Source organism: Fusobacterium sp. SYSU M8D902, from assembly GCF_040199715.1.
Lineage (GTDB): Bacteria > Fusobacteriota > Fusobacteriia > Fusobacteriales > Fusobacteriaceae > Fusobacterium_A.
The window spans coordinates 1-16,751 of record NZ_JBEFNA010000037.1 but is presented as its reverse complement, the minus strand read 5'-3'; the positions used below and the strand labels follow the sequence as shown (position 1 = coordinate 16,751).

14 protein-coding genes and 5 tRNA genes are annotated in these 16,751 nt (G+C 33.1%); all 19 read right to left on the bottom strand.

The window, feature by feature from the left end:
- Position 1: 1 nt before the first annotated feature.
- Positions 2-73, bottom strand: a tRNA-Glu gene (locus ABNK64_RS10215).
- A gap of 3 nt (positions 74-76) precedes the next feature.
- Positions 77-152 (bottom strand) — tRNA-Thr (locus ABNK64_RS10210).
- Between the two features lie 183 nt (positions 153-335).
- A complete protein-coding gene (locus tag ABNK64_RS10205) occupies positions 336-1,172 on the bottom strand; it encodes a radical SAM protein (protein WP_349764290.1) in 837 nt (278 codons plus the stop codon).
- Entirely contained in the window at positions 1,165-2,136 is a 972-nt protein-coding gene (locus ABNK64_RS10200; RefSeq protein ID WP_349764289.1) for a gluconeogenesis factor YvcK family protein, read from the bottom strand. Before ABNK64_RS10200 ends, ABNK64_RS10205 begins: the two co-directional genes overlap by 8 nt.
- A 110-nt stretch (positions 2,137-2,246) precedes the next feature.
- Entirely contained in the window at positions 2,247-4,337 is a 2,091-nt protein-coding gene (locus ABNK64_RS10195; RefSeq protein ID WP_349764288.1) for a Xaa-Pro dipeptidyl-peptidase, read from the bottom strand.
- Positions 4,338-4,352: 15 nt separating this feature from the next.
- Positions 4,353-5,636, bottom strand: a complete 1,284-nt coding sequence (locus tag ABNK64_RS10190) for an MFS transporter (RefSeq protein WP_291254968.1) — start codon at positions 5,634-5,636, stop codon at positions 4,353-4,355.
- Between the two features lie 8 nt (positions 5,637-5,644).
- Positions 5,645-7,207, bottom strand: a complete 1,563-nt coding sequence (locus ABNK64_RS10185) for a gluzincin family metallopeptidase (protein ID WP_349764287.1) — start codon at positions 7,205-7,207, stop codon at positions 5,645-5,647.
- Positions 7,164-8,474: an MFS transporter gene (locus ABNK64_RS10180; protein WP_349764286.1), complete on the bottom strand. Its 1,311-nt coding sequence runs from the start codon at positions 8,472-8,474 to the stop codon at positions 7,164-7,166. Before ABNK64_RS10180 ends, ABNK64_RS10185 begins: the two co-directional genes overlap by 44 nt.
- A gap of 13 nt (positions 8,475-8,487) precedes the next feature.
- Positions 8,488-8,991 (bottom strand): helix-turn-helix transcriptional regulator, encoded by a 504-nt coding sequence (locus ABNK64_RS10175; RefSeq protein WP_300389710.1) that lies wholly within the window; start codon positions 8,989-8,991, stop codon positions 8,488-8,490.
- 257 nt (positions 8,992-9,248) lie between these two features.
- Positions 9,249-10,166 carry a dihydrodipicolinate synthase family protein gene (locus ABNK64_RS10170; RefSeq protein ID WP_291254964.1) on the bottom strand — a complete coding sequence of 306 codons (918 nt, stop codon included), beginning with the start codon at positions 10,164-10,166 and terminating at the stop codon, positions 9,249-9,251.
- Between the two features lie 194 nt (positions 10,167-10,360).
- On the bottom strand, positions 10,361-11,233 hold the full coding sequence (rbsB, locus tag ABNK64_RS10165; RefSeq protein ID WP_300343459.1) for a ribose ABC transporter substrate-binding protein RbsB: 873 nt from the start codon (positions 11,231-11,233) through the stop codon (positions 10,361-10,363).
- Between the two features lie 17 nt (positions 11,234-11,250).
- Positions 11,251-12,177, bottom strand: a complete 927-nt coding sequence (gene rbsC / locus ABNK64_RS10160) for a ribose ABC transporter permease (protein ID WP_291254962.1) — start codon at positions 12,175-12,177, stop codon at positions 11,251-11,253.
- Entirely contained in the window at positions 12,171-13,667 is a 1,497-nt protein-coding gene (gene rbsA / locus ABNK64_RS10155; protein ID WP_349764285.1) for a ribose ABC transporter ATP-binding protein RbsA, read from the bottom strand. Before rbsA ends, rbsC begins: the two co-directional genes overlap by 7 nt.
- 9 nt (positions 13,668-13,676) lie before the next feature.
- Positions 13,677-14,084: a D-ribose pyranase gene (rbsD, locus tag ABNK64_RS10150; protein ID WP_349764284.1), complete on the bottom strand. Its 408-nt coding sequence runs from the start codon at positions 14,082-14,084 to the stop codon at positions 13,677-13,679.
- Positions 14,071-14,994, bottom strand: a complete 924-nt coding sequence (rbsK, locus tag ABNK64_RS10145) for a ribokinase (RefSeq protein WP_300390966.1) — start codon at positions 14,992-14,994, stop codon at positions 14,071-14,073. Before rbsK ends, rbsD begins: the two co-directional genes overlap by 14 nt.
- A 10-nt stretch (positions 14,995-15,004) precedes the next feature.
- Positions 15,005-15,952 carry a LacI family DNA-binding transcriptional regulator gene (locus ABNK64_RS10140; protein WP_291254958.1) on the bottom strand — a complete coding sequence of 316 codons (948 nt, stop codon included), beginning with the start codon at positions 15,950-15,952 and terminating at the stop codon, positions 15,005-15,007.
- A gap of 540 nt (positions 15,953-16,492) precedes the next feature.
- Positions 16,493-16,567: transfer RNA gene (locus ABNK64_RS10135), tRNA-Cys, on the bottom strand.
- 22 nt (positions 16,568-16,589) lie between these two features.
- Positions 16,590-16,665: transfer RNA gene (locus ABNK64_RS10130), tRNA-Phe, on the bottom strand.
- Between the two features lie 8 nt (positions 16,666-16,673).
- Positions 16,674-16,750: transfer RNA gene (locus tag ABNK64_RS10125), tRNA-Asp, on the bottom strand.
- Between the last annotated feature and the right edge of the window lies 1 nt (position 16,751).

Sequence of the window (16,751 nt, the reverse complement as noted above, 5' to 3'; positions counted from 1 at the left end):
GTACCCCGTAGGGGAATCGAACCCCTGTTTCCAGAGTGAAAATCTGATGTCCTTACCACTGAACGAACGGGGCATCTGGTGCCGCTTATCGGAGTCGAACCAATCACCTACTGATTACAAGTCAGTTGCTCTACCAGATGAGCTAAAGCGGCATCTCTTTTTTTCGTCTTGCGTTTCTTACGTCCCGCTGACATATATAATATTACCACATATAATAAAAACTGTCAACACTTTTTTAAAAAAATTTTAAAGTTTTTTTATTTTTTTATTTTAACACCATTTTAGCCCAATATTTTCAAGGGTTTTCTAAAAAAACATTTTTTAATTTTTTTTGATTATTTTTCTATTTTATATATTTTTTCCAATTCTTTTTCAGAATATTTTCTTTTTTCTTCCATATTTTTTACCAATTCAGCATTCAATTCTATCTTTTTTTCTAACTCTTTCATCTCACCAACAATCTCTACATTCATTATTCCATTTCTGTTATATCTCTCTTTTATTCTCTTCAATGTCTCTTGACTTGCTGGTTTAACCCACATCTCTGTCCCTGGTCTATCCAAAGTATTCAACTGTAACTTGCTGAATTTTATATTTTTTAAAAATTCTATCATCTTTTGAGTATGTTCATCTGAATCATTTAAACCTTCTATTATAAATGTCTCAACATATATTTCACCACTATACTTTTCGCTCAAATTTTTTAATCCTTCCATCAATTGAGAAACATCACTCTCTACAGAAGGTCTATTTATCTTTTTAAATATTAAATTATCTACACTATTTAATGTTGGAATTATTAAGTCTGCATTTTTTATATCTTCTACAACCTTATCATCCTTCAATAATAAACCATTTGTTATTACACAGACTTTCACATCTGTATTTTTCTTTATCCACTCTATAACCTCTCCTATATCCTTACTCAAAGTTGGCTCTCCACTTCCAGAAAAAGTTATATAATCAGGTTTTACACTTTTTAAAACCTCTTGTATCTCATTTTTTATCTCATCAACATCTTTAAAACTCTCTCTTTTTAGAGTTAATTTTTTTGTAGCCCCACACTCACAGAAAACACAATTCATATTACAACTCTTAGGAACTACCATATCAACTCCCAAAGAAACACCCAATCTTCTTGAAGGTACAGGTCCAAATACATGTTTAAACATAAAATTCCTCCCAATTATTTATCAAAGAGTACAACGTTGCTGCAAGCTTATAAGGATGATGTCTTACCATACCTTTAGAATCAATTTCTAAAATATCTCTATCCCTAACCTTCAACCCTCTTTTCTTCAACTCATGTTTATCTACTACTACCTTGTCACTATTTTGTTTGCGATATCTTTCTAATATCTCCTCTGGAATCTCTCTTGTATCAACCACAATCTCCTTTACAATCTTATCTCCTATCACTTCACAGATAGCCTCTATATGATCTACTGCACTATATCCCTCTGTTTCTCCAGGTTGTTGCATTGCATTACATACATATACAACTTTTCCTTTAGTTTTCTCCAAGCTCTCCTTCACACCCTTCAATAACAGATTTGGAATTAGACTTGTGTACAAGCTTCCTATTCCAAAAACTATTAGATCAGCTTCCTCTAAAACCTTTAAATTCTCCTCTGGGGCAACTCTCTCATTTCTATAGAATACCCTTTTTATTCTCTCTTGAGCAAGTGGTATATTTGACTCCCCTTCAACGATCTCTCCACTCTCAGTTTCACCATAAAGAACAACTCTTTCTAATGTTGCTGGAAGTATCTTAGCCTTTATATTAAAAAGTTTTCTCAATCTATCAACAGCTACTCCCATATTCCCTGTTATCTCATTCATTGCCATTATAAGTAGATTTCCTAGAGGGTGTGCCCCTATAGAACTCTCCTCTTTAAATCTATATTGAAATACATCCTCTATTATTGGCTCCACATCACTTAAAGCTATTAAAACGTTTCTCAAATCTCCAGGTGGTGGTGAATCAAACTCTTTTCTCAAAGCTCCGCTACTTCCACCATCATCAGCTACAGACACAATAGCTGTCAATTCTACTGGAAGGTATTTCAATCCTCTCAAAACAACAGATATCCCACTTCCGCCACCAATAACTACTACTTTTGGTTTTTTATTCATAACTCCTCCCAGTCAATTTTATCCCCCTATATTATCCCTCGAAATCAACAAAAAATCAAGCAACAAAAAGAGCTGTTACAACCCTACTATAACAGCTCTTTTCTATTTCCTTATTTCTCTTCAAACTTTAATTCTATACTACTCTCTTTTATCTCATACTCCATAACTTCCAATGGACGTTGTGTGATCTCAACATCTGTTCCATATATTATAAGCCCTATTCTATTTCCTTTAGGTACAATATGGTTTGTAGGTATCATATCTATCTCACAACTATAAGTTTCTCCCGGAACAATTGCTATCTTCTTCTCTCTTCCTCTTATATTTTGAAGATTCATATGTCCTCTACTGATTATCTTATACTCACTATACTCATCATCTTTTGCAAAGAAAAATCTAGAAACCTCTCCTGTTTTTCTTCCTAGAGTTATACACTCTTCCTCTACAAATTTTTGCTCAGGATTCAATCTTTTCTGTTTTCCATAATCAACTAACATAACACTCAAAAGCCCTTTATTTTGCTTACTTACAAAATCTAGTCCAACTTTTATTCCACCAGAGATTATCATATTTTCATCTAAAACATCTCCTAAATAGATAGCTCTCTCTTTTCTCTCTTTATCTACATCTAACACCAAGTGTTTCTGCCACTCTTCACTTTTTTTACTCTCTCTATCAAATCCTAGAGTTGTTATATCATCTCTCAATTGAAAACTCTTTTCACTGATCTCTTTTGAATTTAATGAAAGTTTTCCATTTTTATCAACTCTATAGATTTTTTCAATTCCTTTTGAGTTTTTATCAAACTTCAACCATTCATCTTGATCTAAATTACTTTGTACTAGAATATCTGGAACTTTTGTCATCACACCATTGTCCACTTCATATAGCCAGTGACTTATCCACATATTCATAATCTCGTTGAAGTCTATACCTTTTAATCTATCTATATATATGTGCTCTCCTTGATGAAGTATCATCTTACTTGGAACACCATATTTTTTCAACTCATTCCATAAGTTATAACATTGATTTGTTTTTACATTCCAGTCATTTAATCCATGTACAATAAATACTGAAGCTTTTATCTTATCAACATCCAATAGGTAATCTCTCTCTCTCCAATAATCATTGTAATTTCCACTCTCTCTATCAGAGCATCTTCTCATACTTCCAGAGATCTTATCAGCTATCTTTATCTGTTCGTCATCAGTTAGCTTTCTACATCTACAATAATCAGTTAGCAAGTCTGCATCATCACCTTGCCAACCTAATGGAGAAGCTGTAACTCCATTCATTCTATAATAATTATACCAACTTGAAATAGCTGCCTCTGGAATAACTGTTTTCAATCCCTCCACTCCTGTAGTTGCTGCAGCAATACACATTGTTCCTAGATAAGATTTTCCAGACATAGCCACTCTTCCAGTACACCATTCAGCTTTTATCTCAATATTATTCTCTTTATCTGTAAAAGCCTTTCTCTTTCCATTCAACCATTCAATTACTGATATTACCCATTTTTTTTCATCTTTAGATCCTGTACAGTTTATTCCTTCTGATCCTTCTGTTCCTACCCCAGCTGAGAAAACTGAAGCTACTCCTCTAGAGTTAAAATATTTATACCATTCAGATATACAGTCTAACTCTATCTCTTCAGTAGGTGATACAGTTGCCTCTCCCACACTGATTCTTTTTGGTGGTAACTCTTTTTGTACTACTTCCTCTCTTTTCTCCTCTGCTTTTATAGTTGGATCTAAATCTCTATCCACATTATACATTCTCTTTTCATAAACCTCTTCAACGCACTTCATCATATATGGATTCGCCACATAGATAGCCGGAACTTTCATCCCTTCAAGAGTCTCTTTAGATCTTCTAATATATACAGCTACAAGATCTCTCTTCCCATCTCCATCTGTATCTAAATCTGTCTCTACAAAGACCTTTTCAAAAATGCACTCTTTATAATCAAATACAGGCTGTATCTTTCCATCAAAAACTAATGGAGTTTTCTCATCTTTACTTATCTTATCAAAAAATCCCTCTCTAGCTAGATACTCACAATTTGTTTCTCCATTTTCTCTCTTCTCTCTTAAAAAATCCACAATCTCAGTTTGAGTAGTTAACTCTCTACACTCCCCAATCTTCTCTTTTAACGTCTCCATATTATTTAAAATAACTTCTATAATTTTCTCCATTACAACACACCCTACCTATTTTGTTTTAACAAGATTATTTTTCTTTAAGTATCTTTTCCAAATCTCAACAAACACAGCTCCTAATAATAACATTACAATTAGGTAACCAAAGAAATAACGATAACCTAATGCTCCTGGGAATTTATCCAATATCTTTCCTGCCATTAGAGAGATAAATATCTCAGGTAAATACCCTATTGTAGATATCAATCCTGCTGCTGTTCCTGAATACTTATCTGGGATAGCTCCCTCTTCCATCATAGCCCAAACAAGACTGTAGTTTACATTGTAGAATAGATAGTTTACTATGTATAGTATTACAAATAGCCAAATTACTAAAGTAGTTCCACTAAATGGTAAAAATAAGATTCCAGCTGTTCCTAAAGCCATAACTATAAAAGAGATTGATAAAAGATTACTTGTTCCCATCTTATCTCCTAAGAATCCTCCACCTATATTAGATAGTGGTGATACATATCTCTTTACAGCTGCTAATATTGCTGCTGAAGTTACTGTCATTCCCAAAAGTGATGTTCCATATGGTACAAAATAGTATAGTGATAGTGTAAATACATAGTTACAGAAAGTTACTATAGATATTATCCAAACTGCTGGTAATTTGACTACCTTTCCAATATCAGCAAAAGAGATCTTCTCATCACTTTTCATTATCTCATCTTTCATATTAAACTGTACTAGCAGACCACAAAGTACATTTATAACTGAATAAAATATGATAACATACTTCATTCCTAAAATCTCATCAGTTACTAGCCCTTTAACTCCTAGTCTATATACAATAACAGCTACTGATGCTCCCAAAGCAGCTGCTACACCTCTACCACCTTCAAATATTCCAAAAGCTTTTCCCTGTCCCTCTGCATCAGATAACATACGAACAGCCTTTACACAAGCTGGCCAGAAAGCAAATAAAGATGAAAATCCCCAAAATGCATATAGTAAAACTAAAGCAGTAAAACTAATGTTTGGTATCAAGTGAACAAATCCTCCAACACCTGTTCCTACCAAAGATAGTACAAGTATTTTCTTTACAGAAACTCTATCTGCCACATAACCACCAAAAAGATAAGACACCATTCCAAAAACTCCATATATACTTCCAAAAACTCCCATTTGTACATTTGTTAAGTTATAAGCTTTCAAATAAGCGTCATAATAGTCATAACGGAAATATGGTAAACCATAGATTATAGCCCCTCCCACTGCAACTATTAAAATAGCTAACAAATTCTTTTTTAATTTTTCTCCTAATCCAAATTTCTCTAAAAAACGTTCCATTTTTCCTCCTAGATTGCTTTACATTTTATATTATACAAACTTTTATATTTACTAGTCATATACTCGATATAGTATTTAGGATTTATCTCTTCACCAGTTACTCTTAGTAAAATCTCCTCCAAACTATACAAGCTTCCATATTTAAATACCTTCTCAGTCAACCAAGTTTTGAGCCTAGAGAACTCTCTTTTCTCAATTATCTCCTCCAGTTTACTCTCCTCTTTTTCAAATTGATTTATAAGCTGTCCTGCTATTATGTCAGCCACTATGTAAGTAGGAAAGAATCCAATATAGCCACTCACCCAGTGGACATCTTGTAAAACTCCATCACCCTCTTTTGTCAGTTCTATTCCAAGATATTTTCTATACTTCTCTTGAGATCTCTCAAACAACTCTTCAAATTTTAGACTTCCTTGAAACATCTCCTTCTCCAACTCATATCTCAATAGTATATGAAAATTGTAGCTCAGTTCATCACTCTCTATTCTAATAGGATTTTTATCCACTCTATTTATTGCTCTATAAAACTCTTCCTCTTCTATATTTTGGAACTCTGAAAAAACTTTTTGTACCTCCTCCAATAAAACGGCACTAAATTTTTTATTTCTTCCTATTCTATTTTCATAAATTTTAGCTATCGCTTCATTCAATACCTGAGAAGGTATCTCCCCTAAATAGTTTCCAAGCAATTCTCTATCTATTCCCTGCTCATACAACCCCTTTCCACACTCGTGCAAAGTATTGTAAATACCTGTTAATAAATTGTCTTTAAAGCTTGTTATCACTCTTACATCATTAGGAGTATTGCTCAAAGTTGTAGGATACTCCCCAATATCTACTCTTCCAAAGTTAAAATCAAAGCCTAGCAAACTCATCAATTCTTTTGAAAGTATCAACTGCCTATTTTCATCTTGAACCTTTAGATTTAAACTCTCTTCTTCTCTCAATTTAACACTTTGTAAAATTGGTAGTAGCTCCTTTTTTATCTCTGAAATTGCATCCTCAACTCTTTCCAAAGTTATATTCTCTGTATAATATTCTACTAAAGTTTCATATGTTCTACTCTCTTCCCCACGATATTTAGCAAAGCTCTTCAAACAAGAGAATACCTCTTCCAAGCCCTTCTTCACTTTAGAGTAATCATCTAACTCCCTAGCCTTTTTCCACTCCTCTTCAACTTCAGTCAAGAGCTCAACATATCTTCCATACTCCTCTACAGGAATCTTCTGCATATGTCCATACTCTTTTCTTATATTCCTCAAAATAGCTCTCTCTATCTCTGACTTTTCATTTTTGTTTTCCAACTTCTGAAAACCACGTCTAAACTCTATAGAACAGATTTTTTTATAGTAATCTTGAACAAAGTAATTCATAACTTTTTTTCTATACTCTATGGCTCCATTAGGTAAGTTTATCAAGTTGTCCCAAGTCATCAATCCATTTAGAGTATATTTGATATATTCTAACTCTTTTAATATCTTTTGAAATTTACTCTCCCGCTTCTCTGCTTCCATTCCCATATACTCACTACTCTCCTTTAATCTTATTAAATCTTGAAAAATTAGTAGCAATTATCAAAGCCCCTATAAAATATAAACCTGCCCCTAAATAGTAACCTAACTTATATCCATTGGGTTGATCAAACAGTATCTTACCTGTAAATTGACCACTTAAAACACCAGCTATTCCAGTTATAAAACTTATTATTCCAGTGTATAGTGGAACCATCTTCTCATTTACAACCTCCACAGCCAAAGAACTATCTATGGGACTTCCCAAGTTCATAATCCCTGTTCTTATAAACAAGGCCACTCCTATTATCCAGATACGACTATCTCCAAACCTATTCCCTTCAGCTACCAAGATCATAAATGGTATAGCCAAAAGTATCGAAAGATATAGTGTTTTTACCTTTCCTATTAGCTTAGCTATGGTATCTGTAAAAAACATAAAGAGTACCACTGCAATATAAGATAGTGAAAGTAGTAGAGATGTTGTTACCTTATCTATATTCAAATATCTATTGAAATAAATTGTATAGTATGGAACAAACAATCCGATTGCAAAGTTATTCAATCCCCAATAGATGAGATACAGTACTGAATGTCTATTAAATATCTCTCTTCTTTTATTAAATATATCTTTTACAAAATTTTTATTCCCCTCTCTAATCTCACTGTAATCCTCTCTATTCTCCTTTATAAAAAATAGTGGTATTATTCCTAAAAGAGAGATTATCCCCAAGAGCAGGATCACCCTTCCCATTGAGGTTACATAGAGGCTTTTCAATAAACTATCCATTGTATCCAAAGAGTTGGATAACCCCTTCGCCTCTAGATATGTACGATTTGTCACTCTAGAGAAAAACTCTATCGTTGCATATCCTCCTAAGTATGTGGTCATAAAAAAACCAACATAACCTATATAATAAACTCTTGAAAACCACTTTACCTGTTCAGTTAATTTCGTATACTTATTTATAAAAGGTAACAAGATTAGGTAGTGTAGCTGTATTCCACTCAAAAGCAGAAGTATAAATATCCTTATAAAAAAACCACTCTGTAATAAAAAAGTTCCAAAGAGCCCTATACTACAGCTTCCTACTGAAAGAAAAAGAATTTTCTTATAACCTATTTTATTTATAAATGTGATTATAAATGCTGATATAAACATAGAGTATCCATAATATCCCCAAAAGGATTTTGCAATATCTATATCTATCTCCTGTAGGTAGTTTATATACACATCATAAACTACTCCACTTACACAATTATTTATAAAATAACTTATGATTATCATATAAATATTCCATCTTCTATCTATATACCTCTCCACCATTTAACAATATCACCTATTTCAATCCCTTTGTTTTTAAGAAGAGTTGCATTGAGTTTGTTTCAAAAACATTTCTCAACTCTCCATCTTCTTGATTTAGATAACTCTCATCTTCCTGTAAAACCTCTTCTAACTCCTCCATTATTGCAAGGAATATCTTAGCTTGATTTTTTAATTTCTGAAGATAAAATTTATTACTTCTCACTGTAGCTTCAGAGATACTCATCTCTTTGGCAATCTCTTTTGTAGTCTTTCTATCCAGCATATTCAGAATCATTTTTTTCTGTGTCTCTGTAACTCCAGTTACCTCTTTATCAAAGCTCAAAAAAGCCTTTATAATACCTTGATGTTCCTTCTCTATATGTAATTCCATAGCTTTCTTAGCTGTAACATAATCATAACCTTCTGTATATATATACCCATCTTCAAACTCCTCTTCACAAAATACACAAGAGTAGATTTTTGTCTTAGCATTGTATGTATATCCGTTTTTTAAATCTTCAACCTTCAATTTTTCCATATTTCCACCATTTTCAAACGTTATGTTATATTGTTTAATTACGTTTAAATATTATCATCTTTTATTCTAAAAGTCAATTGTTTGTTTTATTTAACTACTTACTTTGTAAATTATAAACATTTCAAACATCACAATATAGCCGTATACATTTTATATATGTATAATATTTTTTTTAATAATATTTTATTTTTCATCCAATATATGATTTTTACAAAAAATAAAAAAACCCCATCTCTGGGGCTTTTTTATCATTTAAATTATAAGTATTTAGCTTCTGTATCTCTTATTAATTTTGCAACTGCCTCTACTTTTGGCATATCCTCTTCAACAAGATTTGCTAATGGAGAACGAACTCCTCCAATCTCTATGTTGTGGTTGATTTTTAAAGTTGCTTTAATTACTCCATACATATTTCCTTTACAAGAGCATAGAGCTGTAATTATATCATTTACATCATATTGGATAGCACGAGCTGTTTCGTAATCTCCTTTTTTGAAACAATCTAAAGCTTTAAGGAATAATTTAGGCATTGCACCATAAGTTCCTCCTATTCCTCCCTCTGCTCCTATCATAAATCCACCGATAAACTGCTCATCTGGACCATTGAATACGATAGAATCTTTTCCGCTTATAGCTTTGAATGTTTGGATATCTTGAATAGGCATTGAAGAGTTTTTAACTCCAATTACTCTAGGATTTTTTAACATTTCTTTATATAATGATGGTGTTAAAGCTACTCCTGCTAATTGTGGAATATTATAAATTATGAAATCTGTATTAGGTGCAGCACTTGAGATATCGTTCCAGTATTTAGCAATTGCATGCTCTGGTAAACGGAAATAGATAGGTGGTATAGCAGCTATTGCATCTACTCCTAAACTCTCTGCATGTGCAGCTAATTCCATACTGTCAGCTGTGTTGTTACAAGCTACGTGAGCTATTACAGTTAACTTTCCTTGTGCTTCTTTCATTATTGTTTCTAAAACTACTTTTCTCTCTTCTTTAGATTGATAAATACACTCTCCAGAAGATCCTCCTACATAAACACCTTTAACTCCCATTTCAACGAAATATCTAGTTAAAGCTTTTACTCCCTCTACGCTAATATTTCCATCTTTGTCATAACAAGCATAAAATGCTGGTATTACTCCATGATACTTCTCTAAATTTCTCATTTTAAACACTCCTTTTTAAATAGCTTTCACTTTTTTTACCATATAAATTGTATTATTATAATTATTGTTCACGAGAACATTGTACTAAAAATAAAACAATTTGTCAATATAAAATTCAAAAAAGTTGTTTTTTATTCTTCTACAATAACAAAGAGGAGAGAGGTACACTTCTGCACCTCTCTCCTAATCATATCCTATCTTTTTATCAATTCTAAAGCTACTGGAACATTTGCTGGAACATCTTGTTTTTTAACAATTTTATCAGCTACTTCTATTCCTACAGCTCCTATTTCAGCTGGTTTTTGTGCCACTGTCGCACCTAATTTTCCAGCTTTAACAGCTGATACAGCGTCATCAGTTGCATCAAATCCCACAACTAATATATCTTTTCCTGTTGCTTCAATAGCTTTTAAAGCTCCTAATGCCATCTCATCATTATGAGCAAACACTGCATTAATTTCAGGTTGAGCCTGTAATATATTCTCCATTACTGTCAATCCTCTTGTTCTATCAAAGTCTGCAGCCTGTTTTGCCACTACTGTCAACTTACCATTTACAGCTTTGTTGAATCCAGCTCCTCTATCTCTAGCAGCTGTTGTTCCAGGTATTCCTTCAAGCTCTACAACTTTTCCTTGACCATTTAACTGTTCTATTATGTAGTTTCCAGCCATCTCTCCACCTAAAACATTATCTGATGCCACATGAGATACTACTTTACCTTTATTTGCCGCTCTATCCAATGTTACAACTGGAACCTTACTTCTATTTGCTGCTCTTACAGAACTAGCTACCGCATCTGAATCTGTAGGATTTATCAATAGAACATCTACTCCTCTTATCAATAGATCTTCTACATTTCCCAACTCTTTAGAAGGGTCATTTTGAGAATCTAAAACTATTAACTCATGTCCTAATTCCTTAGCTTTTGCCTCTGCTCCCTCTTTCAATGTAACAAAGAACGGATTGTTTTGAGTAGATACTACAAGTCCTATTTTTTCTGCATTAGCAACACTTGAAGCCACCATAATTAAAGCTGCCATTCCAAATAATTTCATTGTTTTTTTCATTCTCATCACCTCAACATTTATTTATTAGATTTTCTATCTATTAAAACTGCCACTAAGATTACCAAAGCTTTTATCATCATTTGATAGTAAGACGATACATTCAATAGGTTTAAAGCATTTCCTAAAACACCAATTATCAATGCTCCCAGTGCTGTCCCTGTGATTCTTCCAACTCCTCCAGCAAGAGATGTTCCTCCTAAAACTACTGCAGCTATAGCATCTAGTTCATAACCACTTCCAGCTGTAGGTTGAGCTGAATATAATCTAGAAGTTAAAATTACTCCTGCAAGAGCTGATAACATACCACATAATCCATATACCCATATCTTTACCTTATCTACATTTATACCTGAAAGTTTTGTAGCTTCTTCATTTCCACCTATAGCATAGGTATATCTTCCAAATTTTGTATGCATCAACAGATAGTACCCAGCTATAAAAAGAACCACCATAATGTAAATAGGAATAGGTATATTAAATATATAACCTCCACCTATATTTTCAAAAAGCATACCACCATCATCTATAGTTATTGGTTTTCCCTCTGTAAATACAAGTGTTGCTCCTCTTAAAAACGTCATTGTTACCAACGTTACTATGAAAGCTTGGAGTTTCATCTTTGCAACTAAAAATCCATTAAAAAATCCAAAGACCAATCCTAAAATCAATGTTATTATTAAAGCAAACACTGGATTTTGACCTGAATTTAAAAGTGATGCCATCACAGCCCCACAAATTGCTAATATAGAACCTACAGATAGATCGATCCCACCAGTCAATATTACCAAAGTCATTCCTATTGCTATTATCGAGTTAATTGAAGTCTGTCTCAATACATTCAACATATTTGCATGAGTTAAAAATCTGGGATTTAATACAGATACTATTATTACAAATATAATAAGTCCTATTAGTGGCTTATTACTCCATATTTTTTTTAACATTCTTTTCCTCCTACTGCACATCTCATTATATTTTCTTGAGTTGCTTCCTCAGCTAAAAACTCTCCAGTAATCTTACCATTATGAATAACTATTATTCTATCACTAAGCCCTATTATCTCTGGCATCTCTGAAGATATCATTATTATGCTCAAGCCCTTTAATTTTAGTTCATTGATAAAGTCATAAATCTCTTTTTTCGCTCCCACATCTACTCCTCTTGTAGGTTCATCTAATATCAAGATTTTAGGATTTGTCAATAAAGCCTTAGCAATAGCTACCTTTTGCTGATTTCCACCACTTAAATTTTTTATTTTTTGCTCCATAGTAGGAGTTTTTATTCTAAATTTTTTAATATACTCCTCTACACTTGATTCCTCTTTCTTATGCTCTAATTTAAAAATATTTGAGAAAAAGTTTAAAGCTGATAGTGTCATATTATCCTTAACACTCATTCCCAAAACCAATCCGTCACCTTTTCTATCTTCAGATACATAAGCTATTCCACACTCTATTCCAGTTTTAGCTGATTTTATATTCTTTTCTTCTCCGTTTATAAGTACTTTTCCACTATCTTTTTTCAAATGTCCATAGATAGTTTTTGCCAACTCACTTCTTCCAGCTCCCATCAATCCTGATATTCCCAAGATCTCACCCTCGTGCAATGTAAAAGAAATATCATTGACATATCTATTTTTTAAATTTTGTACTTTTAAAACCTCTTTTCCCTTCTCTACTTTTACTCTCGGAAACTGCTCATCAAGGCTTCTTCCTACCATGTTTCTAATTATAAACTCTTCATCAATGTCCTTTACTTCAGCTTCACAGATAAATTTACCATCTCTCATCACCGTTATATCATCACAGATCTCAGGAATCTCCTTCAGTCTGTGAGATATATAGACAATACTTTTTCCTTCAGCAGTAAGTTCTCTAATAACTTTGAACAAGCTCTCTGTTTCACTATCTGTAAGTGCATCTGTAGGCTCATCCATAACTATTATCTTTGCATTTTGTGAAAGAGCTTTTGCAATCTCTACCATCTGCATCTTTCCAATAGTTAGATCCTTAACTAGAGTATCCTCACTCTCTTTGATATTCAACTTATCTAGGAGCATCTTCGCTTCCCTTTTCATCAGAGATCTATCTATTGTTCCAAATGAATTTACCATCTCTCTACCTAAAAATATATTCTCTGTAATAGATAGCTCTGGAATAAGATTTAACTCTTGATGTATAACTGCTATCCCCTTCTCTTGAGAATCATTTACATTTCTAAAATCAACTTTTGAATTCCCAACATAGAGGCTTCCACTATCCATATTATAGATTCCTGTCATAACTTTTATAAGTGTAGATTTTCCAGCCCCATTCTCTCCCATAAGTGCCATAACTCTACCTTTATATATATTGATACTAGCTCCATCTAAAGCTTTTACTCCAGGAAATGTTTTTACTATGTCACTCATCTTTAATACAATCTCTTTATTCATAAATTTCTCCTAGAAAACTACTCCTGATTTTAAAATAACATTTGAATATGGAGAACACTCTCCAGTTCTCACTATTGCCTCACTCTCTTTTGTTATTTTCTTAAACTCCTCGTGTTTTACCCAAACTATTTTAGGACTCATATTCGCTCTTTCAAAAGCTCTCATTATATTTTTCAACATCTCAGGATTTTTATCTTTTATCTCTTCAGCTAAAATAATCTCTTCCACTTGCATCTCACTCAATATAGGCTCCAAAACACTTATAAAACTAGGTAGTCCAGCTTCTACTGCCAAGTCTATTCTCTTTACATCTCTGGGTATAGGAAGTCCAGCATCACAAAGTGTAATATGAGCTGTATGCCCTATTTTTGATATCTCATATGATAGTTCGCTGTTTAAAAGTCTACTTTTCTTCATTTTTTACCCCCTTAAAATTTTCTACCTCTTCTATTGTTGGTATTGATGTTTGAGCTCCTTTTTTTGTCACTGCTATGGCTGAAACTTTTGTTGCAAACTCTATAGCTTCACTTAAGTTGTTACCTTTTAACTCTCTCACTAGCCCACCTATAAAGCTATCACCAGCTGCTGTTGTATCAACGGCCTTAACTTTATAAGCTGAGTGAAATTCACATACCTCTCTATTTAAATGTAAAGATCCCTTACTTCCCAAAGTCACTATGAGATCTTTCACTCCTAAATTTAATAACTTTTCTCCAGCCTCTTTTATCTCTTCGTGAGTGTCAGTTTTCATCCCTGTCATCAATGCTAATTCACTCTCATTAGGAATTATCAAATCACTATTTCTAATTATATCCTCACTTAATTCTCTAGCTGGTGCAGGATTTAGAATAGTCATTTTCCCAAATTCCTTAGCCTTTTCAAGAGCATAAGCAACTGTCTCAATTGGTATCTCCAGTTGAGCTACCAAAACATCACAATCTCTAATTACATCTAGATGCTCATCTATATACTCTCTATCTACCTCACTATTAGCACCTGCTACAACGAGTATTCTATTCTGTCCATTTTTCTCAACTATTATCTTTGCTATTCCAGTGGCCTTCTCTCCCTCTTTTATATGTTCAGTCTTAACACCACTTTTCTTCATAGCTTCTATCAAATCTTTTCCAAAAGAATCTTTCCCAACTTTACCAAGCATAGTTACATCTGTACCCAATTTTCCAATAGCCACTGCCTGATTAGCACCCTTCCCTCCAGGAACTTGAAAAAACTCCTCTCCAAAAAGTGTTTCTCCTCCCTCAGGCACTCTATTACAAATTGTAACCAAGTCCATATTTATACTTCCAACTACAACTATTTTTTTCATATGTCCTCCTTTACTTTTCTAAAACTGGTTCTATATACACTTTTTTACTCTTCTCTTTTGAAATAAAGAGTTCACAAATCTCCTCTCCCATTTTTTTCAACGGAATGGAACAAGCTACAACCTCTCTATCTAGGAGATCAAAAAAATCTACTCTTTCAAAACAAGCTAACTGTATCTCTCTTCTCTCCTCTTTCAAAGCTTTCAACACTCCATACAACATCAAACTATTAGATGAAAATACAGCAGTTACAGATGTTGGTAAGAGTCTTTTTCCCATCTCATATCCACTTTCAAAAAGATAATCTCCTTCATAGATATTCTCCTCTTTAAACTCTATTCCCATATCCTTATGAGCTTCAATATACCCTTTCAACCTCTCTCTAGCATTTAAAAAATCTAAATTTCCTGTTATCAATGCTATCTCTCGGTGTCCTCTTTCTAATAGTTCTTTCGTAATTTTATAAGCTCCAATATAGTTATCTAAAAAAACTCCAGCCACCTTAGAATACTCAAAATCTCTATCTAAAAGATACACTGGTATTCTCTGTCTCAATAGAGAAGCTAAGGGATTTTCCTCATACTCTCCAGCTATAAGTATAGCTATCACCCCTGCTATTCTATGTCCTAAAATATTCTTTATAGCTTCTTTCTCCTGCTCTAAATTTTCAGTTGTATTGTATAAAGCTATCTGATATCCATATCTATTAAAATTTTTACAAATATAGTTTATAAGAGTTGCAAAAAATGGGTTGCTGATATTAGGAACAAGCAGAGCTATAGTCCTGTTTTCCATTTTTGATAGATTTTGAGCTATTACATTAGGAGTATAATTTTTCTTCTTAATAAACTCCTCCACTCTCTTTTTTGTCTGCTCATTTACATTACTATGTCCATTTACTACTCTTGAAACAGTGGCTACTGATAGCCCTAATTCTCTTGCAATATCTTTCATTTTCATATTATCACCACTCTATGTAACCGTTTACAATTAAATAATAACTTGTAAATTGTTTTTTGTCAATACTTTTTGTCTTATTTTTAAATAGTGTACACTATTTACGTAATAAAAAAAGTAGAGTGTTTTATTCTCTACTTCTATCTACATATCTATAATTCTAGATTTTAGCTTTTTATTTTTCTTTGAAATAAAAAAGCAGGAGAACCTGCCAGAGTTCTCCCACAAAAAACATTAATAAACGTTTTTAGATAGAATTAAAAATAAAACTATCATAACTAGAAAAAATATAAGCTTTCTCACTTGTCCACCTCCTTTCTCGAAGTGAATAGCGAAGAAAGAAGAGCAATTTATTGTACCATTGAATTTCTTAAAAATCTATGCTATAATTAAATTAACTAGAAAAATATAAGTAAAAAAGAGCAAAAAGAGAGATATGCCAGTATCTCTCTTTTTAATTTTTTTACCAACACCATTTGACAAAAAGCCCAAAAAACAAGTGAAAATGAAAAAAAACAGTTCCGAAGAACTGTTATTTACATATGGAGGCGACGACCAGATTTGAACTGGTGAGTGGAGATTTTGCAGACCTCTGCCTTACCGCTTGGCGACGTCGCCATATTTATTTAAAAGTCAGTAGTGGTGCCCAAAGGCGGAATCGAACCACCGACACGGGGATTTTCAGTCCCCTGCTCTACCGACTGAGCTATCTGGGCAAGAATAATGGCGGGAGTGACGAGGGTCGAACTCGCGACCTCATGCGTGACAGGCATGCGCTCTAACCAACTGAGCTACACCCCCA